This is a genomic window from Streptomyces sp. NPDC090119, from assembly GCF_044747085.1.
GTDB lineage: Bacteria > Actinomycetota > Actinomycetes > Streptomycetales > Streptomycetaceae > Streptomyces.
Window position 1 is genome coordinate 717,082 of sequence record NZ_JBIVDK010000002.1, and the last position, 19,741, is coordinate 736,822.

General features: G+C 71.7%; 17 protein-coding genes and 2 tRNA genes. 2 read left to right on the forward strand and 17 right to left on the reverse strand.

The genetic code is table 11. The annotated features are described in order from the left end of the window. Positions 1–97: 97 nt before the first annotated feature. The 9 genes from ACIPPM_RS10670 to leuS form a co-directional block, all read right to left on the reverse strand. The gene (locus tag ACIPPM_RS10670; protein WP_388993515.1) at positions 98–343 is read right to left on the reverse strand and encodes a hypothetical protein; all 246 of its coding nucleotides are present in this window, start codon (positions 341–343) and stop codon (positions 98–100) included. A gap of 49 nt (positions 344–392) precedes the next feature. Next, a complete protein-coding gene (locus ACIPPM_RS10675; protein ID WP_401446431.1) occupies positions 393–1,274 on the reverse strand; it encodes a YceI family protein in 882 nt (293 codons plus the stop codon). 139 nt (positions 1,275–1,413) lie between these two features. Then, positions 1,414–2,220: an arylamine N-acetyltransferase gene (locus ACIPPM_RS10680; protein ID WP_401445569.1), complete on the reverse strand. Its 807-nt coding sequence runs from the start codon at positions 2,218–2,220 to the stop codon at positions 1,414–1,416. Between the two features lie 131 nt (positions 2,221–2,351). Beyond that, positions 2,352–2,891, reverse strand: coding sequence for a GNAT family N-acetyltransferase (locus tag ACIPPM_RS10685; protein WP_401445572.1), 540 nt, complete (start codon positions 2,889–2,891; stop codon positions 2,352–2,354). Positions 2,892–3,161: 270 nt separating this feature from the next. Further along, entirely contained in the window at positions 3,162–5,666 is a 2,505-nt protein-coding gene (locus ACIPPM_RS10690) for a ComEC/Rec2 family competence protein (protein ID WP_401445575.1), read from the reverse strand. Continuing rightward, entirely contained in the window at positions 5,663–6,334 is a 672-nt protein-coding gene (locus ACIPPM_RS10695) for a helix-hairpin-helix domain-containing protein (RefSeq protein WP_401445577.1), read from the reverse strand. The genes ACIPPM_RS10690 and ACIPPM_RS10695 overlap by 4 nt, the downstream gene beginning before the upstream one ends. A 552-nt stretch (positions 6,335–6,886) precedes the next feature. Next, positions 6,887–7,732, reverse strand: a complete 846-nt coding sequence (locus ACIPPM_RS10700; protein ID WP_401445580.1) for a DegV family protein — start codon at positions 7,730–7,732, stop codon at positions 6,887–6,889. A gap of 64 nt (positions 7,733–7,796) precedes the next feature. Next, positions 7,797–8,531, reverse strand: coding sequence for a hypothetical protein (locus ACIPPM_RS10705; RefSeq protein ID WP_401445583.1), 735 nt, complete (start codon positions 8,529–8,531; stop codon positions 7,797–7,799). 164 nt (positions 8,532–8,695) lie between these two features. Continuing rightward, positions 8,696–11,593 carry a leucine--tRNA ligase gene (gene leuS / locus ACIPPM_RS10710; protein WP_401445586.1) on the reverse strand — a complete coding sequence of 966 codons (2,898 nt, stop codon included), beginning with the start codon at positions 11,591–11,593 and terminating at the stop codon, positions 8,696–8,698. A 416-nt stretch (positions 11,594–12,009) separates the two neighbouring features. Between leuS and ACIPPM_RS10715 the strand changes: the two genes are divergently transcribed. Both ACIPPM_RS10715 and ACIPPM_RS10720 read left to right on the forward strand, forming a co-directional pair. After that, positions 12,010–13,266, forward strand: a complete 1,257-nt coding sequence (locus ACIPPM_RS10715) for a cytochrome b/b6 domain-containing protein (RefSeq protein ID WP_401445589.1) — start codon at positions 12,010–12,012, stop codon at positions 13,264–13,266. Then, the gene (locus tag ACIPPM_RS10720; RefSeq protein WP_401445592.1) at positions 13,263–14,873 is read left to right on the forward strand and encodes an NADH-ubiquinone oxidoreductase-F iron-sulfur binding region domain-containing protein; all 1,611 of its coding nucleotides are present in this window, start codon (positions 13,263–13,265) and stop codon (positions 14,871–14,873) included. Before ACIPPM_RS10715 ends, ACIPPM_RS10720 begins: the two co-directional genes overlap by 4 nt. A gap of 105 nt (positions 14,874–14,978) precedes the next feature. Here the strand turns inward: ACIPPM_RS10720 and ACIPPM_RS10725 are convergent. From ACIPPM_RS10725 to ACIPPM_RS10760, 8 genes are all read right to left on the reverse strand, one after another. Next, positions 14,979–15,051 (reverse strand) — tRNA-Ala (locus tag ACIPPM_RS10725). 88 nt (positions 15,052–15,139) lie between these two features. Next, on the reverse strand, positions 15,140–15,373 hold the full coding sequence (locus ACIPPM_RS10730; protein WP_006136074.1) for a hypothetical protein: 234 nt from the start codon (positions 15,371–15,373) through the stop codon (positions 15,140–15,142). Between the two features lie 309 nt (positions 15,374–15,682). Beyond that, positions 15,683–15,755 (reverse strand) — tRNA-Ala (locus ACIPPM_RS10735). Positions 15,756–15,827: 72 nt separating this feature from the next. Then, positions 15,828–16,496, reverse strand: a complete 669-nt coding sequence (locus tag ACIPPM_RS10740; RefSeq protein ID WP_401445595.1) for a histidine phosphatase family protein — start codon at positions 16,494–16,496, stop codon at positions 15,828–15,830. Continuing rightward, on the reverse strand, positions 16,496–16,939 hold the full coding sequence (rsfS, locus tag ACIPPM_RS10745; RefSeq protein WP_031183654.1) for a ribosome silencing factor: 444 nt from the start codon (positions 16,937–16,939) through the stop codon (positions 16,496–16,498). Before rsfS ends, ACIPPM_RS10740 begins: the two co-directional genes overlap by 1 nt. Positions 16,940–17,100: 161 nt before the next feature. Beyond that, a complete protein-coding gene (locus tag ACIPPM_RS10750) occupies positions 17,101–18,804 on the reverse strand; it encodes a LytR C-terminal domain-containing protein (protein WP_401445598.1) in 1,704 nt (567 codons plus the stop codon). A gap of 16 nt (positions 18,805–18,820) precedes the next feature. Beyond that, a complete protein-coding gene (gene nadD, locus ACIPPM_RS10755; protein WP_401445601.1) occupies positions 18,821–19,498 on the reverse strand; it encodes a nicotinate-nucleotide adenylyltransferase in 678 nt (225 codons plus the stop codon). Positions 19,499–19,553: 55 nt separating this feature from the next. Then, positions 19,554–19,718 carry a hypothetical protein gene (locus tag ACIPPM_RS10760; protein ID WP_401445604.1) on the reverse strand — a complete coding sequence of 55 codons (165 nt, stop codon included), beginning with the start codon at positions 19,716–19,718 and terminating at the stop codon, positions 19,554–19,556. Positions 19,719–19,741 lie beyond the last annotated feature (23 nt).

The following is a 19,741-nucleotide window of genomic DNA, read 5'->3' on the forward strand; positions in this document are numbered from 1 at the left end:
ACCAAGCGGGGCAGGCACCCTGGCTGATCCCTGAGCGGACCCTGAGAGAGAGGTCGGGGGCGTGAGGGGCGCATGTGCGGGGAGTGCGGGCGGGGGCTCACGGCTCCTCGCGCCAGCCCTCCCACTCCCCCGCGAAGGCGTCCAGTTCGGCGGGGTCCAGCCGCTCCGCCTCGTCGTGCAGGAGCACCAGCCACTGGGCGTCCTCGGCGTCGTCCTCACCGGCCAGCGCGTCCCGTACGAGCCGGGGCTCCTCGTCCACGCCGAACCGTGCCCGGAGCGCCTCGGCGGCCTCCTCGGCGGCGTCACGGTCGGGCAGCACCAGCACATGTCTCACATCGCTCACGCGGCCATTCTCCGGCACGGCGCGACAGCCCGAGCGGCCGGGCGGGCGCTCACACCCTGGGGACGATCTGCACGTCCAGGTCGACCCGGATGCTCGGGCCGATCGCCGCGATGCCACGGGCCAGCAGGGTCTGCCAGTTGATCGTGTAGTCGTCGCGGTGGAGTTCGGTGGTGGCGCGGCAGGCGGCGCGGGTCTCGCCCTCCATCCCGGTGCCGAGGCCGAGGTACTCGGTGTCGAGGGTGACGGTGCGGGTCACGCCGTGCAGCGAGAGCCCGCCGGTGACGGCCCAGCGGTTGCCGCCCCGGCGGACGAACCGCTCGCTGTAGAACTCCAGCGTCGGGTATCGCCCCACGTCCAGGAAGTCGGGCGAGCGCAGGTGGTCGTCGCGCATCCGGACCCCGGTGTCGATGGAGGAGGCGTCGATCACCACGTGCATCGCCGAGTTCGCGACCCGGTCGGAGATCCGTACCGCGCCCGCGAACGCGTTGAACCGCCCGTGGATACGGGCCAGTCCGATGTGCCGGGCGGTGAAGACGATGGAGGAGTGGACCGGGTCGATGTCCCAGTCACCGCGCATCGGGGGCTCGGTGGGCGGCGCGACCTGGAGGGTCACGTCACCGAGCGAGGCGAGGGAGTTCTCCGCGACCATGGCCGTGGCCCGGTACGGCGTGTACCCCTCGGCGGACACCGCGAGCCGGTACTCGCCGGCCGGGACCGTCGCCATGAAGGAGCCGTAGGGGTCGGTGCCGCCGGTGACGACCTTGCGGCCCATGCTGTCGCTGATGCTGAACTCCGCCGAGGCGACCGGCTGGTTGACCGGATCGAGCACCCGGCAGCTCAGCACCCCCGCGTCGGCCGGGGTACGGAGCGCCGCCAGTGGGCTCGTCCGGTGGACCCGGTCCGTTCGTTTCTCCAGCCACCGGCCGAACATGTACGCCACTCCCGTGCGTCTCCGTGCGCCTCTGCGCGCGCCTCGACATCCTGCGTCTGCCGAAGAGTCATTCGATCACCGATGCGGCTTTCGAGCAAAACGGGCCCACATCACGGGAGTACGGCCCATGCGCCGGAAGTCACCCGAATTGGCCGCCCACGCCGAAGTCGCGCACGGTGGGTACCGCGCTCAGCCCGATGCCGAACTCGTCCCCGTACACCGCGAGCACCTCCTCGTCCGCGCCCAGCTCGCGCACCGTCTTCCGCCCGTCGGCGTCCGTGGTCGTCAACGTCCGCCCGCTGAGCGTGATCCGCCCGCCGTCTGCCGTGATCCGCGAGCACACCAGGGACCGGGTGAAGTGCGACTCCGGCGAGGTCGAGTGCCACCAGGCTCCGGCGCGGAAGTCCGGGAGAGTGCGGGGCCGCGTCTCCAGCCGGTACTGCGGTCTGCCGTCCCGGAGCACGTCCAGGTCCCCGTCACCCACCTCCACCACCCGGAACGTTCCACCGGGGTCGGCCTGGTCCCCGCGCTCACCGAAGTCCAGCGGACCGTGGCTGTGCGCCCCGAAGCCCACGTCGGCGATCAGGTCCCCGCCGTCCACCGTCCTCACCCGCAGGGCGAGATGGTCGTACGGGATACCGAGCCGTCCCTCGTCCCCGTGGACCCGGCCTGCGAGGAGCTGGACGTCGTAGCCGAGCGCGGTGAGCAACAGGGCGAAAGCGCCGTTGAGTTCGTAGCAGAAGCCTCCCCGGTGGCTTTTCGTCACCTTGTCGAGCAGCGCTTCCTCCTCCAGGACGACGGGCTCGCCGAGGTGGATGGACAGGTTCTCGAAGGGGACCGTCCGGAGGTGGCGGAGGTGCAGGTCCCGCAGGGCCTCGGTGATGGGGCGGGCGGGGCGTTCTGTGCCTAGGCGTTGGAGGTAGGCATCGGTGGGGGTGGGGTTCATGGGGCCAGTGTGGTGGGCGGGGCGGGGTTGGTCCCGCGTCACCTTCATCTCGGCGTGTGGTCCACCGGTGCCGGTGAGAGCGACGAGAGCCGAACGGGCCTTGGAAGGCGACGGCCATCCACTGGCCAGGCTTACTTCAGGGGCAGCTCGGCCAGCATGACGGCGTAGACCGGGGAGTCCGGGAAGGGCTGGCGCTCGCCGACCTTGCTGAAGCCCCAGTTCTCGTACAGGGACTGCACGCGTGGGTGGGTGACGTCGACCAGGAGGACGGCGAGGTCCTCGTCCCGGTCCTCCAGGAGAGCCCTCGTAACCAGCTCCGCCGTGCCGGTCTTGCGGTGCGACATACGGACGGCCAGCTCGGAGTAAGAGAACGTGAGGTGCCTCTCCGGTACCTCGTCCAGGTGCTCGCGCCACCACTCGCGGTCTGCCGTCGCCGGAGCCCCGTAGGCGAAGGCCACCGGCTCGTCCCCGTCGAACGCGATCACACAGGCGAAGTCGGGATTGCCGCCCCAGTGATCCACGAACCAGGGGAAGCGCTGGTTGAACTCGTCATTCATGGCGTTGGCGTACGCGTCACGGTGTACATCGATCAGGTCCTGGCGAATCCGCGGGACGTCCTCGTGGGCGAAGTGCCGGATCACCAGCTCGGGCGGGTTCAAACTCGGCTCCATTCGGTGCGGTATCGGTCCCCCCACTCTCGGGCGACAGCAGCGTGGGGCGCAAGAGTGATCAAGTCCCGGTAGTAATCGCCGAGGAGGGAACGCATCCGCCCCGGAATCGGTGAGCCGGCCATCAGCTCGATGTCCAGCACGGGTCCCGGTACATCCTTCGGCCTCACGCGGGCGGTGGGCCGACCTGGGTGGCTGAGGACCCCGAGAGGCTGACCGTGATCACGTCGCCTCCGCACAGCATCACCTGAGGCCGGCCGGGCAGGGCGGTGTTCAGTCCCGCATCACCTTCATTCCGCCGTGCGGTCCGCCCGTGCCGGTCAGGGCGAGCGCACCGTCCCGGTCCGTGCGCAGCACCGTCGCTCCGGTGGAGCGGAGGGCGGCCAGGGTGGTGGGGGCCGGGTGGCCGTATGGGTTGTCGGTGCCGCAGGAGATGAGGGCTACGCGAGGGGCGGTCAGGCGGAGGAGGTCGGGGTCCTGGTAGGCCGAGCCGTGATGGGCGACCTTGAGGACGTCCACGTGGGCGAGGTCGGCTGCCTGCGGGGTGCGGAGCAGCTCGTGTTGGGCCGGGGGTTCGAGGTCGCCCAGGAGCAGCAGGCGGAGGCCCGCTGTGCGGACCAGGAGGGTGATGCTGGCATCGTTCGGGCCGTCCGGGGGGATCAGGGCATCGGCCTGTGGCCACAGGACGCGCCAGGTGAGGGGGCCGACTCGGCGTTCCTCCCCGGCTGCTGCCGTGGTGAGGGGGATGTGGCGGGCGGCGGCCTCCCGGCGTACCGACTCGGCCTGGTCGGCGGGTTCGGGGAACGTCGTGGTCTCGATCGCGGCTACCGAACGGCCTCTCAGGACTCCGGGGAGCCCTCCTACGTGGTCGGCGTGGAAGTGGGTCAAGACCACTAGGGGGATGCGGGTGATGCCTAGTTCGCGCAGGCAGCGGTCGACCGGTGCCGGGTCGGGTCCGACGTCCACGACGACAGCTGCGCCGGGTCCCGCGGACAGTACGGTGGCGTCGCCCTGGCCGACGTCGCACACGGCGTAGCGCCAGTCGGGCGGGGGCCAGCCGGTGACCGCGCGGGTCAGCGGGGCGGGGCGTACGACCACCAGCAGGAGGAGCAGGGCCAGCGCCCCGCACCACCACGGGTGCCGGATCACGCGCCGTCCGGCCAGGACGAGGGCCACGGTGACGGCGGCCAGTAGCAGCGCCCCCGGCCAACTGCCCAGCCAGTCCACGCCCGCTCCGGGCTGGGCCGCGCCGGTACGGGCCACGGTGGCGATCCACCCGGCGGGCCAACCCGCGCACCAGGCCAGCGCCTTGGCCAACGGCATCGACGCCGGTGCCGCCGCCAGCGTCGCGAAGCCCAGTACGGTCGCGGGGGCCACGGCCAGCTCCACCAGCAGGTTGCACGGCACCGCCACCAGGCTCACCCGGGCCGACAGCACCGCCACGACCGGCGCGCACGCCGCTTGGGCCGCCGCGGCCGCCGCCAGCCCCTCCGCAAGCCGGGCGGGCACGCCGCGACTGCGCAGGGCCTCGCTCCAGCGCGGCGCCAGGAGGAGCAGCGCGCCGGTCGCCAGTACCGAGAGGACGAAGCCGTAACTCCGGCTCAGCCAGGGGTCGTACAGGACGAGCAGGAGTACGGCCGTGGCCAGCGCCGGTAGGAGGGATCTGCGGCGGCCGGTCGCCAGGGCCAGCAGGGCGACCGCGCCGCACGCCGCCGCGCGCAGCACGCTGGGGTCGGGGCGGCACACGATCACGAACGCCACGGTCAGGGCTCCAGCGAGCAGGGCCGTGGTGCGCAGGGACAGGCCCAGGACGGGCGCGACGCCCCGGCGTTCGGCGAGGCCCGCCGTGCCCGGTGGGCCGATGAGCAGAGCCAGCAGGATGGTGAGGTTGCTGCCGGAGACGGCCAGGGTGTGCGCGAGGTCGGTCGCCTTGAAGGCGTCGTCCAGGTCGGGGGTGATGCGGGAGGTGTCTCCGACGACCAGGCCCGGGAGCAGTGCTCTTGCGTCCAGGGGGAGTTCTTCGGTTGCCTCGCGGAGCCCGGCTCGGAGGCGGCCCGCCAGGCGTTGGGGAGGGGTCGGCCCGGACACGGTCTCCGGTGGCGGCCAGCTCCGTACGCGCAGGACGGCGGCGGTACGGTCACCGGCTGTCGTGGGCGGTGCGAGTCTGCCGGTCAGGCGGAGTCGGGTGGAGGGGAGGAGGCGGAGCCAGCCGGCACGTGCAGCGGCTCCGGCGCGGTGTGCTCCGGGCGCCGGTACGTCCGCGTCCACGACGAGGAGTACGGGACTTCGGGTGAGGAGGGCCCCCTCCCCTCCCCCCACCCCCTCCTCCCCCACCCACCGCACCTCGCCCCGCACCAACACCCCCACCGGCGCCGCGTGGTCCCCCCGCACCCGGGGCTTGCTCAGCCACGGGTCGCCGGTCAGCTCCACCTCGGCCACCACGGTCCCGAACCTCCGCGCCGCCTCCGGCACCGGCCCGCGCCGTACGTCCGCCCCGTGCAGCCCCGCCGAGACGGCGGACGCGGCGACGCAGAGCAGTACCGCCGCCACCGGGGTGCGCTGCCAGCCGAGCCGGAGCCGGACCGGGCCCCGGAGCAGGATGACCCCGGCGACGAGGCAAGCACTCGCGAGCCCGAGGCTCCACGCCAACGGAACGTCCAGCACCAGCGCCGCCGTCGCCCACGCGGCGAGCGCGGGTGGTACGAGCCGCAGGTCGAGCGGGCCCTCTTGCCGGGGGTGGGAGTCGCCCTTCCAGCGGGGGTCGTGCTCGGCCGTCACGGCCCCACCCGCGCCCGGAGGTCCGAGAAGCGCCGGTCGCCGATGCCGTCCACCTGGCGCAGCTCGTCCACCGAGCGGAAACCGCCGTGCTGGGTGCGGTAGTCGATGATGCGCTGGGCCAGCACCGGGCCCACACCGGGCAGGGTGTCGAGCTGTTCGACCGTCGCCGTGCCCAGTGAGACCGGCGCCGAGGAGGCCGCCCCGGCCGGAGCGGGACCCGCGACAGCACCCGGCACCCCTGATGCCCCCACCACGATCTGCTCCCCGTCAACCAGGAACCGCGCCCGGTTCAGCCCCTCCGCCCGCACCCCTGGCCGCACTCCCCCAGCCGCCTTCAGCGCGTCCGCCACCCGCGACCCCGACGGCAGCCGACGAATCCCCGGATCACGCACCTTGCCGCTGACATCCACCACGATCTGCGCACCCGGCGCCCCCGTCACCGCGACGGAACCGCCACCGGCCCCCGGCACCTCCGGCCCCTTCACCCGCACCGGAGCCTCCCGCACCACCTGAGGCGCACTCACCTTCTCGGTGCGACCGCTCCAGAAATGCTGACCGGCGAGCACGGCGGCCAGCAGCAGCACCACCCCGAGCGCCAGCACCCCCCGACGCTCCACCCCGCACCGCGCCTGTACCCACATCGGCACCCGGTCCCGCAGCGCGAGCACGACCCGCGCCCACGGGCCGGAATCGACGAGTAGGCCCTCGCTCCCCTGAGCCCCCGCACCCAGCGCACCCACACCGCGGGCCCCCGCACCCAGCGCCCCCGCCCTCAGACCACCCGTCCCGAGAACCCGCGCACCCCGAACCCCCGCGTCCAATCCCCCCGGCGGCCCGCTCCCCGACTCCCCCGGAGCCTCGCCGAACAACTGCCCGGCCCGCCGCCGCACCTCCTCCCCCGGCACCGGCGCCCGATGCCGGCCCCGCACACGCTCGGTGGGACGCCGGTACCGCACACGGCTGTCGGAGGAAGGTCCCCTGCCGGGACCGCTGGTCGGAGTGGCCGCACGAGTCAGTGATCGAAGTGTCATGACCCGAGAATGGGACACCTCGCCAAAGAAAGTGGATCTTGCTCAATTACCGTGGAAAAGCCCCCGGTTGTGGATAACTCCGTCACCCACACGAGCCACGCCCGCCCCACCGAACGCCGACCCATCGAACGCCGCCGCCCCACCGAACGTCACCGAACGCCGCCGACCCCCCAAGCGCCGCAGGCCCCCTCACCGAGGCGAAACCACAACCCCCAACAACCCAGGCCCCGTATGCGCCCCGATCACCGCCCCCACCTCGCTGACATGCAACTCCGCCAGCCCAGCAACCCGTTCACGCAACCGATCCGCCAGCACCCCGGCCCGCTCCGGCGCGGACAGATGGTGGACGGCGATATCCACCTCCGCCGCACCCGCCCGCTCGACCACAATCTCCTCCAGCCGGGCGATCGCCTTCGACGCCGTGCGCACCTTCTCCAGCAGCTCGATGCGCCCGCTCTCGAGCCGGAGCAGGGGTTTGACGGCGAGGGCGGAGCCCAACAGGGCCTGGGCGGTGCCGATGCGGCCGCCCCGGCGGAGGTAGTCGAGGGTGTCGACGTAGAAGTGGGCGGAGGTGCCCGCGGCCCGTTTCTCGGCGGCGGCCACCGCCTCGTCCACCGTGCCGTCCGCCTCCGCGGCCTCGGCGGCGGACAGGGCGCAGAAGCCGAGGGCCATGGCGACCATGCCGGTGTCGACGACCCGGACCGGTACCGGTGCCTCGCGGGCGGCGAGCACGGCCGCGTCGTAGGTGCCGGACAGCTCGGCGGACAGGTGCAGGGAGACGATTCCGTCGGCGCCCGTGTCCGCGACCTCGCGGTAGGTGCGCGCGAACTCCTCCGGGCTGGGACGGGAGGTGGTGACCGCGCGCCGCTTCTGGAGGGCCTGGGCCAGGGAGCGGGTGGAGATCTCGGTGCCCTCTTCGAGCGCCTGGTCGCCGAGGACCACGGTCAGCGGGACCGAGGTGATGCCGTGGCGCTCCATCAGCCCCGGCGGCAAGTAGGCCGTTGAATCGGTGACGATAGCGACATGGCGGGACATGAGCTGGAGGTTACCTGCCGTAGTGCCCGCACGGCAGCCCAGCCCCGGAGGAGGGCGCCGACGGTCAGGCGGTGCTCTCCGGGCGCGGCTTCTTCTGCCAGGGGTAGGCGGGCCGGGCGGCGGGCGACGTGATGGCGGGCCGCCCTTCCGGTTCGGGCCGGCCTTCCGGTTCCCGGGGCCAGGTCTGCCGGTGGGCCGCCCCTTCGTCGGCCGCCGGGGCCTCGGGCCAGGGGGCAGCGGTCGGCGGCGCCGTGGCGGTGGTCCAGTGGCGCAGGGCGCCCGCCTCGATGTCAATCTGGCTGCTGAGGGCGTCGAGGTCGTCCTCGGCGAAGCGGCTCGCGCGGTCGCGGGCGGCCCAGCGCAGGGAGTCGGCGGAGGCGGTGATGCGCTCGGTGCGGGTGCGCAGCTCGGGCAGGCGGGCGGTGAGGGTGGCGCGGTCCGGCTCGGACTCCAGGTGCTTGAGGACGACGTCCAGCTCGCGGCCGTGCACGCTGAGGCGTTCGAAGAGGCCGAGGGATTCCTTGAGGGAGGCGTCCTCGGCCGGGCCCGTGTGCAGGGCGTCCTGGGTGGCGCGCATCGAGGTGCGCAGGGTGAGCCGGAGCTGGGCGATCTCTCCGGCGGGGCCGGGGCGGGTGAGCGACTTGGCGCGCAGGGTGTGGTCCTCGACGGTGCGGCGGCCCTGGGCGATGGTGCGGTCCACGCTGCGCTTGGCGGCGCCGACCGCCTTCACCGTGGCGTAGGTGCCAAGCACGACGAGCAGCACGAAGAGCACGGCGAACACGGTGATCACTGCTTCCATGACGCGTTCCTCCTCCGGGCGCGGCCGCGAGCCGCCTCGCTCTACACGGTAAACGCAGCGGGCAGGCCCCGGGTTCCATCGGAACCCGGAACCTGCCCGTAGGGGATCACCCCGATACCCGGACCGGCACCCGAGGCACCGGGTGCTCAGCGCGGCACAAGCTCTCAGCCGCTGACGATGTTCACCAGCTTCGGCGCCCGCACGATCACCTTGCGGATCGGCGCGCCGCCCAGCGCGGCGACGACCTTCTCGTCGCCCAGCGCGGCCTTCTCCAGCTCCTCGTCGGAGATGCCCGGCGGCACCTCCAGGCGGGCCTTGACCTTGCCCTTGATCTGCACGACGCAGGTGACGGTGTCGTCGACCAGGTACTGCGGGTCCGCGACCGGGAAGTCCTGGTGGACGACGGAGTCGGTGCGGCCCAGCTTGCGCCACAGCTCCTCGGCGATGTGGGGGGCCAGCGGCGCGATCATCAGGACCAGCGGTTCGGCGACCGTGCGGGGCAGCACACCGGCGCTGCCGTACGCCTTGGTCAGGTGGTTGTTCAGCTCGGTGAGCTTGGCGATGGCGGTGTTGAAGCGCAGGCCTTCCAGGTCCTGGCCGACGCCGTCGATCGCCTTGTGCAGGGCGCGCAGCGTGTCCTCGCCGGGCTCGGCGTCGGTGACGGTGACCTCACCGCTCGCCTCGTCGACGATGTTGCGCCACAGCCGCTGCAGCAGCCGGAACTGGCCGACGACCGCGCGGGTGTCCCAGGGACGGGAGACGTCCAGGGGGCCCATCGCCATCTCGTACAGGCGCAGGGTGTCGGCGCCGTACTCGGCGGAGATCTCGTCCGGGGTGACGGCGTTCTTCAGGGACTTGCCCATCTTGCCCAGCAGCCGGGAGACCTGCTCGCCCTGGTACCAGAAGGCGCCGTCGCGCTCCTCGACCTCGGCGGCCGGGACGGCGATGCCCCGGCTGTCGCGGTAGACGTACGCCTGGATCATGCCCTGGTTGTACAGCTTGTGGAACGGCTCGGCGGACGAGACGTGTCCCAGGTCGAAGAGGACCTTGGACCAGAAGCGGGCGTACAGCAGGTGCAGCACGGCGTGTTCGGCGCCGCCGACGTACAGGTCGACACCGCCGTGCGGCATGCCCTCGCGGGGGCCCATCCAGTACTGCTCGACGGCGGGGTCGACCAGCTCGCGGTCGTTGTGCGGGTCCAGGTAGCGGAACTCGTACCAGCAGGAACCGGCCCAGTTGGGCATGGTGTTGGTCTCGCGGCGGTACTTGCGGGGACCACGCCCGTCGCCCAGGTCCAGGGTGACGTGGACCCACTCGTCGTTGCGGGAGAGCGGGGTCTCGGGCTGGGTGTCGGCGTCGTCGGGCTCGAAGGTGCGCGGGCTGTAGTCCTCGACCTCGGGCAGCTCCAGCGGCAGCATCGACTCGGGCAGGGAGTGGGCGATGCCGTCCTCGTCGTAGACGATCGGGAAGGGCTCGCCCCAGTAGCGCTGCCGGCTGAACAGCCAGTCGCGCAGGCGGAAGTTGACGGTGCCCTCGCCGATCCCGGCCTCGGTCAGCCAGTCGGTGATGCGGGCCTTGGCCTCGGGGACGGCCAGGCCGTCCAGGGTGACGGACTCGCCCGCGGAGTTGACCAGCTTCGCCTCGTAGGAGGAGAAGGCGTCGTCCCACGTGGAGGTGTCGGTGCCGCGGCCGTCGGTCGGCTCGACCACGCAGCGGATCGGCAGCTCGAAGGCGCGGGCGAACGCGAAGTCACGCGTGTCGTGGGCGGGGACGGCCATGATCGCGCCGGTGCCGTAGCCCATCAGGACGTAGTCGGCGATGAAGACCGGGACCTGCTCGCCGTTGACCGGGTTGACCGCGAACACACCGGTGAAGACGCCGGTCTTGTCCTTGGCCTCGGCCTGGCGCTCCACGTCGGACTTGGCGGCGGCCTGCGCGCGGTAGGCGGCGACGGCCTCGGCCGGGGTGGCGTGTCCGCCGGTCCACGCGTCGTGGGTGCCCTCGGGCCACGCCTCGGGGGTGAACTTCTCCACCAGCGGGTGTTCCGGGGCCAGCACCATGTAGGTCGCGCCGAACAGGGTGTCGGGGCGGGTGGTGAAGACGGTGATGCGCTCGCCGTCGACGGGGAAGTCGACGCGGGCGCCCTCGCTGCGGCCGATCCAGTTGCGCTGCTGCAGCTTGATGGCGTCGGGCCAGTCCAGCCCGTCCAGGTCGTCCAGCAGGCGGTCGGCGTAGGCGGTGATGCGCATGTTCCACTGGCGCAGCTTGGCCTTGAAGACCGGGTAGTTGCCGCGCTCGGAGCGGCCGTCGGAGGTGACCTCCTCGTTGGCCAGCACGGTGCCCAGGCCGGGGCACCAGTTGACCGGTGCGTCGGAGGCGTAGGCCAGGCGGAACTCGCCCAGGACGTCGGCGCGCTCGGCGGCGGTCAGCTCGCTCCACGCGCGCGTGTGGCCCGGTACGGGGCGTTCACCGGACTCGAAGAGGGCGACCAGCTCGGAGATCGGGCGGGCCTTGCCGGCCTTGTCGTCGTACCAGGAGTTGAAGATCTGGACGAAGATCCACTGGGTCCACTTGTAGTACTCCGGGTCGATCGTGGCGAACGACCGGCGCTTGTCGTGGCCCAGACCCAGCCTGCGCAGCTGGGCCTTCATGTTCTCCATGTTGGCCTCGGTGGACACGCGGGGGTGCGTGCCGGTCTGCACCGCGTACTGCTCGGCGGGCAGGCCGAAGGCGTCGAAGCCCAGGGTGTGCAGGACGTTGTGCCCGGTCATGCGCTGGAAGCGGGCGTAGACGTCGGTGGCGATGTACCCCAGCGGGTGGCCGACGTGCAGGCCCGCGCCGGAGGGGTAGGGGAACATGTCCATGATGAACTTCTTGGGCTTCGCCGCCAGCGTGGCGTCGTCCGCCAGGTCACCGGTGGGGTTCGGCGCGTCGTAGGTGCCGTCGACGTCCCAGAAGTCCTGCCAGCGTGCTTCGATCTCGGCGGCCAGGGCGGCCGTGTAGCGGTGCGGCGCGGCCTCCGCCGACGCGGCAGCGGTGGCGGCGGGGTTCGTCTCGCTCATGATCCTCAAAGCTCCATCGATCGTCTCTGCCCGCGGAGATCTGCCCGCGGAAACGAAAAAGCCCCTCACACAGGAGGGGACGCCGCGCCGATGCCGACCGTCCGGTGCGACCGGTGGTCGGTACTGATCAGCGCGGCTCGCTAAGCAGAAGGCGTACAGCACGCATGGCGTTAGGGTACCGCAGCCCTTGAGCAAGCCGCGACGCGCGTGCGTATGCAGGTGAGACATGTCCGTACGGCCGCCAGATCTGAATCCGGGTCAAGGATTACTTCGCGTAACAGTCACTAAGGGACGACGCCGCAGGTGATTCGTCCTTTGATAACAACGCAATAACTCAAACCTCGTACTGATCGGTATGGCTCCACCTAGAGTTCGGCAGCGGGACCGCCTTCCCGAAACTGCTCGGAGTTGCCCCCATGAACCCTCGTCGTAGTAACAGCTCGCTCCCCAAGCCCGGCCGGTCGGCCTATGGGGTGGCGTCCGCTGTCTTCCTGCTGCTCATACCCGTGGTCGTGCTGGTGGGAAGCAGCCAGTTCCAGGAGTTCCTGAACTTCGGCGCGGGCGTGCTGTCCCTCGTCTCACTGAGCTGCTCGGTCATCTGGGGCCTGGTCGCCCAGGACCGGGTCCTGCTGAACACCCGCCAGCGGATCATCGGCCAGGCGATCCACCGGACGATGTCCGTCGCGTCGATCGCGTTCCTGCTGCTGCACATCACCACCAAGATCGTGCTGGACCACACCCAGCTGATCGCGGCCCTGATCCCCTTCTCCCTCGGCGTCACCGGCAGCGGCGGTCTGATCGGCCTGGGCTCCCTGGCCGGGCTGCTGATGGTCTTCGTCGGCGTCACCGGCGCCCTGCGCAGCAACTTCGCCGCCCCGGCCCCCGTCGCCGCCCGCTGGCGCGCGATGCACATGCTCGCCTACCCGGCGTGGTGCGCGGCCCTGGTGCACGGCCTCTACGCGGGCCGCCAGGCCAAGCCGATCTTCGTGATCCTCTACGGCCTCTCGCTGCTCGGCGTCATGGCCGGCCTCGCGCTGCGCGCCGCGCCGCGCCCGGTCAAGCGCAACCTCGCCGACCGCCTGATCGGTGTCCTCGGGGGCGGCGAGCGCCTCGACCTGGACCGCCTGGAGGCCAGCCGCAACCGGATGTCCGAGCCGGGCTTCGACAACCGGCGCGAGCCCCGCCGCGCCCCCGAGACCCCGTCCGGCCCGCTCTACCAGTCCCCGGCCGCGGACACCACCGCGGGCTTCGCCGCCGCCTACCGCACGGCGAACGGGCCGGGGCAGCAGCAGTTCGGCGGCCAGGGCGGACGCCGGGACACCCCCGCGGACACGCGGCCCACCGAGGCGATGCCCCGGATGAACACCACCGGCCCCGGTCCCGGCCCCAGCTGGCCGGTGCCGTCCCCGCCCCCGGTCCGCGAGGCCCCGCCGTCCTCCTACGACCCGCTCCAGGACACCGGATACAACATCCCCGCCTATGGCAATCCGGGCACCGGCGGATACGGCGGAAGTGATGTGTACAACACCGGTGAGACGAACGCCCGCTACGGGACGTACAACTCCTCCGAAACGTTCAACAGCGGTCCCGCCCCTGAAGCGACCCCCGGCGCAGGCTATGACGCGCCGGGTTCGGGCGAGCCCTGGAACACGCCTTCCGGAGGCCATAGGTGAACGAGGCCCTGCCCGACGTCCCCGAAGTCCGCGTGGTCGGACTTCCCCAGCTCACGTCGGGTTTCGACCTTGTGGAGCGGCTCGATCTGCCCATGCATCTGAAGGTGCACGGGCCGCTCGAGCCGCTCGGCGGTGAGCAGCTCGCGCAGCTCTCCGAGAGCATCAACCTGAAGGGCCGCGGCGGCGCGGGCTTCCCCTTCCACAAGAAACTCCGCTCGGTCGCCGAATCGGCGATCAAGAAGGGTGTGCGGCCCGTCGTCGTCGTCAACGGCAGCGAGGACGAACCCGCCTGCCGCAAGGACACGGTCCTGATCAACCGTGCCCCGCACCTCATCCTGGACGGCGCGCTGCTGTGCGCCGAGGCGATGGGCGCGCGCACCCTGGTGATCGGGGTGACCCGTGAGTCCACCCAGCGCTCCATGGAGGCGGCCCTCGCCGAGCGCGGCCTGAGCAACTCCCGCCGCTCGGCCCTGCGCGCCTGGGTGCAGCGCAACCCGGTGCGCATGGTCACGGGCGCCGCCGCCGCCCTGATCCGCTCGGTGGACGGCGGCCCGGCGATCCCACCCGGCCGCAAGATCAGCGCCTCTCAGAGCGGCGTCGGCGGAGTGCCCACCCTGCTCTCCAACGCGGAGACCTTCGCCCAGCTGGCCATCGCCGCCCGCATCGGCCCCGAGCGCTACGGCAACACCGGTCTGTACGACGAGCCGGGCACGGTGATGCTGACGGTGTCCGGCGCGGTCGCCCGCCCGATGGTGATCGAGGCCCCCACGGGCGTGCCGCTGCGCTACATCCTGCAGCTGGCCGGTGCCCCGCCGGTACCGCAGGGCGTGCTGACCGGCGGCTACCACGGCAAGTGGATCGACGCGGCGACGGTGAACGAGGCGGTCGTCTCGCGCAACTCCCTGGACGCGGTGGGCGGCGCGCTGGGCGCGGGCGCGATCCTGCCGATCAGTCAGGAGACGTGTCCGCTGGGCGAGTCGCTGCGGGTGGCGCAGTGGCTGGCCGACGAGAGCGCCGGTCAGTGCGGGCCGTGCTACCTCGGACTGCCCGCCGCCGCGCGGGGCATGGAGGACATCATCAACGGCGGCGGCCCGGCCGCGCTGGAGGCGCTGAAGCAGGTCGCCAAGAACGTGAAGCGGCGCGGGGCGTGTTCGCACCCGGACGGCTCGGCGATGTTCCTGGAGTCGACCATCAAGGCGTTCACGGACGACCTGGCCGCCCATGTCCTCGGCAACGGCTGCGGACGCCCTGTGGAGGGCGTGCTGCCGCTGTTCGAGGGCGGCCGGCTGCCCGCCGGGATCACGGGCGGCGCGGCACCGGAGGAGGCCGGGGGCAGCCGCCAGAAGATCTACGTCGACTGGACGCTGTGCCGGGGCCACGGCCTGTGCGCGGACATCCTCCCGGAGGTCTTCGAGCTGGGCGCGGACGGCTTCCCGACGGTCGCCCAGGCCCAGGTGCCGCGCTACGCGGAGGCGAAGGCGCTGCGCGCGGTACGCCGCTGCCCGGCGCTCGCCCTGCGGATCGAGGAGGACACCCGCGGCCAGGCGCCCGCGCGGAACCTCCCGGTGGTCTCCCAGGGCCGTGGGCGGCGCGCACTGGGCCGCTGACGCGAAGGGGCGGGCCGTTCACGAACGGCCCGCCCGGTCGCTGATACGGCATGGCCAACACGACGAAGGCGGACCGTCTTTACGACGGTCCGCCTTCGTTTTCTGTGGAGCTAAGGAGAATTGAACTCCTGACCTCCTGCATGCCATGCAGGCGCTCTACCAACTGAGCTATAGCCCCTTGTTGTTTTCCGCCCGGTTTCCCCGGCGGCGATGCCAACATTACACGGACCCGGGGGTGGAACACCAAATCGGTTCCGTAATGTCCGTTATGCCGTGACGAAGGAGTAGAACCGCTTGAGCGTGCAGTGCTCCTCCAGCAGCCGTCCGTAGATCGGCTCCCCCTCGAGTTCGCGGTACGTCTCGATGGGGTCGCCTTTTATGATCAGCGCCCGGGCGCATTCCTCGCACCAGTACTGGTAGTCGGGGTTGATCGGCTCCATGTCGCGGACGATCGGGGTGCCGCTCCCGCACCAGTCGCACTTCCGCCTGTGTGCACCCATCGCTCAGCTCCAGCTGTGGCCGCAGGCCACCCGCACGGAACCTCCAAGGATGCTCGCAGGCATCGCCACTCCCTCCCGTCGGGCCGAGCCCCCTTCCGGCCGTCTGATTCTGCCACGGCCGGGCCTGCACGGTCAGCGACGCCTCAGTACCGGTCCGGACACGGTCACCCCTGCCCCGACCCCGTTCACAGACGTATACGACCATGGAACGTGAACGACTCAAGCCAGGGAGAAACAGAAGATCCCGCCCCTCGAAGGGACGGGATCTTCATCACCGATCTCTGATCACTCGGTACGAGTGTCGATCTGTGGAGCTAAGGAGAATTGAACTCCTGACCTCCTGCATGCCATGCAGGCGCTCTACCAACTGAGCTATAGCCCCTCGCGTTCTTCCCGCTCCGCGGGCCGAACAAGAAGAACTTTAGCCTGTGACCTGCCGGAAAGTGAAATCGGCTCAGTCGTCGTCGCCGAGGACCGGCTCGGGCAGGGTGCCCGCGTTGTGCTCCAGCAGCCGCCAGCCGCGGGCGCCCTCGCCGAGCACGGACCAGCAGCAGTTGGTCAGCCCGCCGAGGCTCTCCCAGTGGTGGGACTCCAGGCCGAGCAGCCGGCCGATCGTCGTACGGATGGTGCCGCCGTGGCTGACCACCACGAGGGTGCCGTCCTCGGGCAGCTTCTCCGCGTGCCGCAGCACGACGGGGGCGGCGCGGTCGGCGACCTCGGTCTCCAGCTCGCCACCGCCGCGCCGGACCGGCTCGCCGCGCTTCCAGGCGGCGTAGTCGTCCCCGAACCTGGCGATGATCTCGTCGTGCGTCAGGCCCTGCCAGACACCCGCGTAGGTCTCCCGCAGCGCCTCGTCGCGGACGACGTCCAGGCCGGTGAGGGCGGCCAGCTCGTCGGCCGTGTCCGAGGCGCGCTTGAGGTCGGAGGCGATGATCGCGTCCGGCCGCAGCGAGGCGAGCTGCCGGGCGGCCCGGCGGGCCTGCGCCACGCCGGTGCCGGTCAGCTCCACGTCGGTGGTGCCCTGGAAGCGGCGCTCCACGTTCCACGCGGTCTGGCCGTGCCGCCACAGGATGACGCGGCGGCCCCGGCCGGAGCGGTCGGTCACCTCACCGGTGGCGCTCATCAGCGCTCCTGGCCGGGCTCGTCACCGGCCTCGTCCGCGTGCAGCTTGGCGTGCTCCTCGGCCTTGCCGCGGGTGGCGCGGGCCTCCTCGGGCAGCTCCAGCTCGGGGCAGTCCTTCCACAGGCGCTCCAGGGCGTAGAAGACGCGCTCCTCGCTGTGCTGGACGTGGACGACGATGTCGACGTAGTCCAGGAGAATCCAGCGGGACTCGCGGTCGCCCTCGCGGCGCACCGGCTTGGCGCCGAGCTCCTTCTGCAGGCGCTCCTCGATCTCGTCGACGATCGCCCGGACCTGGCGGTCGTTCGGGGCGGAGGCCAGCAGGAACGCGTCCGTGATCGACAGCACGTCGCTGACGTCGTAGGCGATGACGTCGTGGGCGAGCTTGTCGGCTGCCGCCTGGGCGGCGGTGTTGATGAGTTCGAGAGAACGGTCGGTGGCGGTCACTGTGCGGCTTTCGTTCGAGGACGGGGTGTGATGGCGAAGAGTTCGGGGCGGCCTGCCGGGCGCGGGGCGCTTTCCGGAAGGCACCGGAACTCCAAGGGTCTCACGGGCGGCCGGGCGCACCCCACGTGTTCCGGCGCTCACCCGGGGTGTGCCGCGTGCCGTCAGGAGGTGCCGGGCCGGTAGTCCTGGCCGAGGACGACGAGGACGTCGGCGCCGGAGGAGACCGCGCCCTTGGCCACGGAGCCCGCTGGCAGGCCCAGGGTCTTGGCGACCTCGGTGGCGTTCTGCCGGTCGGCGGGGTCGGAGTAGAGAACCTTGGAGGCGGTGCGGGCGCCGGAGGCGGTGCCGCCCTCGATGAAGCCGAAGCCGCCGCCGAGCAGGGTCACGCGGGCCTTGTCGGTGTCGGCCTTGGCGCCGGTGGCGTTCTGTACGGCGACCCGGACCGCGGAGCCCGCGTCGGGGCTCTTGGCGGTGCCGCCCAGGATGTTCTTGACCACGCTGTCGCTGGTCCCCGCGGTCAGCGTGCCGTCGTTCTGCACCGGCAGCGGAACCGTCTGGTACTTCCCTTCCTTGGCGAGGTCGGCCAGCTTGGCGAGGAAGGTGCCGAGGTCGTTGTCGGTGAGCGGCGGGTCGAGGATCTGCGCGAGGGTCCGCACGGTGGTCGTCGCGGAGGACGGGTCGGAGGACAGCTTGCGCAGCGTGCTCTGCATGACCTGGCCGAACCGCTTGAGCTGGGCGTTCTCGGTCTCGCCGGGGCCCCGGTAGGTGGCGTAGGCGACGGCCGTCTTCCCGCTGAGGGTCTGCGCCTTGCCCTGGTGGACGAGCGGGGCGGCGCCCTTCTTCTTGGCGTCGGGGTCGGGCACGTCGGTGTCGGTGTCGACCTCGATGTTGCCGACCAGCTCGACGAGGTTCTGGAGGTAGGGGGTGTCCAGCCGCCAGGTGCCCTGGATGTCGGTGCCGAGGACGGTGTCGAGCTGGTCGCGGGTGCCGGAGGAGCCGTCGTCGTCGACGGACTTGGCGAGCGTGGTGGTGGTGCCCGAATCGTCGCTCAGCGCGAGGGAGTTGGGGAGCAGGACGGTGGTGCCGCGCTGGGTGGTGGTGTTGTCGACGAGCAGCACGGTGGAGGTGTCGCGCTTGCCGGTGTTGTGCAGGTGGACCACGATCACGTCGCGCTTCTGGGCGCCCGCGGCGACGGTGGTGCCGGTCCCGGCGCCGGGCGAGGAGACTCCGGGCAGCTTGCCGTCGTACCAGAGGTAGCCGACGCCGCCCGCCACGACGAGGGCGAGGACGACGCCGAGGGCGATGATCCGGCGGCGGGCTCGGCGGCGGGCCTCCTCGCGGCGCTCGGTGCGGTTCTCGGTGAACTTCAGCCAGTCGATGACGTCCTCGGAGTCGCCGTCCGGTTCCTCGGCGAACGCGAACTCCCCGCCCTCGCCCGCCTCTTGGCGCTCCGGTGCGGCCGGGGGTGCCTCGCTCCGCGTGTCCTCGGGGGGTTGCGGCTGCTGCGGGATGTGCGCGGTCCGCTCGGTGACCCTCGGCTGCTGTCCGCCGGTCGCCGCCTGCCCGTAGGGGTCGTAGCCGGGCGCGGGGTCCTGGCCGCCGTTCCCGTACGGGTCGTAGGGGGCGCCCTGGGTCCCGTAGGGGTCGTAGGCGGGGGGTACGGGCTGCTGGCGGCCGGTGTCGTAGCCGCTCTGGGCGTAGTCCGGTCGCTGCCCGTAGGGGTCGTAGGTCTGCTGCTGCGGCGTGTGGCGGGGCGGGACCTGCTGGTACACGGGGCGGCCGTAGTCGTCGTAGCCGACGATCTCGTACTGGTCCTCACCTCCGTGACTCTCGTCGCCGTACCCAGCTTCGTATCGGTCGTTCACCGGTGCCCCTCTCGGCTCACTCGCCGCGGTACAGCTCACGCTTGTCGATGTAGCGGACGACGCCGTCCGGGACCATGTACCAGATGGGGTCGCCCTTGGCGACTCTCGCCCGGCACTCGGTGGAGGAGATGGCCAGCGCGGGCACCTCGACCAGGGAGACCCCGCCCGCGGGCAGACCGGCGTCGGTGAGCTGGTGGCCGGGGCGGGTGACGCCGACGAAGTGGGCGAGGGAGAAGAGTTCCTCGGAGTCGCGCCAGGTCAGCAGCTGGGCCAGGGCGTCGGCGCCGGTGATGAAGAACAGGTCGGTGCCGGGGTTGAGGAGGCTGAGGTCGCGCAGCGTGTCCACGGTGTAGGTGTGGCCGCCGCGGTCGATGTCGATGCGGCTGACCGAGAACTGCGGGTTCTCGGCGGTGGCGATGACCGTCATCAGATAGCGGTCCTCGGCCGGGGAGACGTTGCGGTGCGACTTCTGCCAGGGCTGGCCGGTGGGGACGAACACCACCTCGTCCAGCTGGAACCGGGCGGCGACCTCACTGGCCGCCACGAGGTGTCCGTGGTGGATCGGGTCGAAGGTGCCGCCCATGACGCCGAGCCTGCGCCGGTCCGTGCGGGCGGGGCCGTGGTCGGCCGTGCTCCGAGCCGGCTCGTTCACGGTGCCCTCCGCCGGACCGGTAGGCATGTCGTGCTCTCCCATGCGTGCAGACCCTACCGGCCCGGCCTGCGGCTTCTCGCCGGGGACCGGTCGGGTTTCAGCGGTCGCGGTTGAAGCGCGTGGTGATCCACAGCAGGAGCAGCAGGATGATCAGGGCGCCGCCGCCGGTGACCGCGGGGTTCAGGCTGTTGTGGTTGCCGCCGTGCTCTGCGCCCTCGGCGGCGAGAGTGACCAACTGGGCAGCGGTGCTGTGGAAGCTCATCTTCGGCAGGACCTATCGCGTGT

What these genes read in the sequence shown, in the direction of transcription:
- ACIPPM_RS10730 (WP_006136074.1), bottom strand. Translation starts at nt 15,373, where the DNA reads ATGGGTGCACACAGGCGGAAGTGCGACTGGTGCGGGAGCGGCACCCCG.
- nadD (WP_401445601.1), bottom strand. Translation starts at nt 19,498, where the DNA reads ATGGGAGAGCACGACATGCCTACCGGTCCGGCGGAGGGCACCGTGAAC.
- ACIPPM_RS10715 (WP_401445589.1), top strand. Translation starts at nt 12,010, where the DNA reads ATGAACCCTCGTCGTAGTAACAGCTCGCTCCCCAAGCCCGGCCGGTCG.
- ACIPPM_RS10760 (WP_401445604.1), bottom strand. Translation starts at nt 19,718, where the DNA reads ATGAGCTTCCACAGCACCGCTGCCCAGTTGGTCACTCTCGCCGCCGAG.
- ACIPPM_RS10685 (WP_401445572.1), bottom strand. Translation starts at nt 2,891, where the DNA reads ATGGAGCCGAGTTTGAACCCGCCCGAGCTGGTGATCCGGCACTTCGCC.
- ACIPPM_RS10740 (WP_401445595.1), bottom strand. Translation starts at nt 16,496, where the DNA reads ATGAGCGCCACCGGTGAGGTGACCGACCGCTCCGGCCGGGGCCGCCGC.
- ACIPPM_RS10680 (WP_401445569.1), bottom strand. Translation starts at nt 2,220, where the DNA reads ATGAACCCCACCCCCACCGATGCCTACCTCCAACGCCTAGGCACAGAA.
- ACIPPM_RS10705 (WP_401445583.1), bottom strand. Translation starts at nt 8,531, where the DNA reads ATGGAAGCAGTGATCACCGTGTTCGCCGTGCTCTTCGTGCTGCTCGTC.
- leuS (WP_401445586.1), bottom strand. Translation starts at nt 11,593, where the DNA reads ATGAGCGAGACGAACCCCGCCGCCACCGCTGCCGCGTCGGCGGAGGCC.
- ACIPPM_RS10700 (WP_401445580.1), bottom strand. Translation starts at nt 7,732, where the DNA reads ATGTCCCGCCATGTCGCTATCGTCACCGATTCAACGGCCTACTTGCCG.
- ACIPPM_RS10675 (WP_401446431.1), bottom strand. Translation starts at nt 1,274, where the DNA reads ATGTTCGGCCGGTGGCTGGAGAAACGAACGGACCGGGTCCACCGGACG.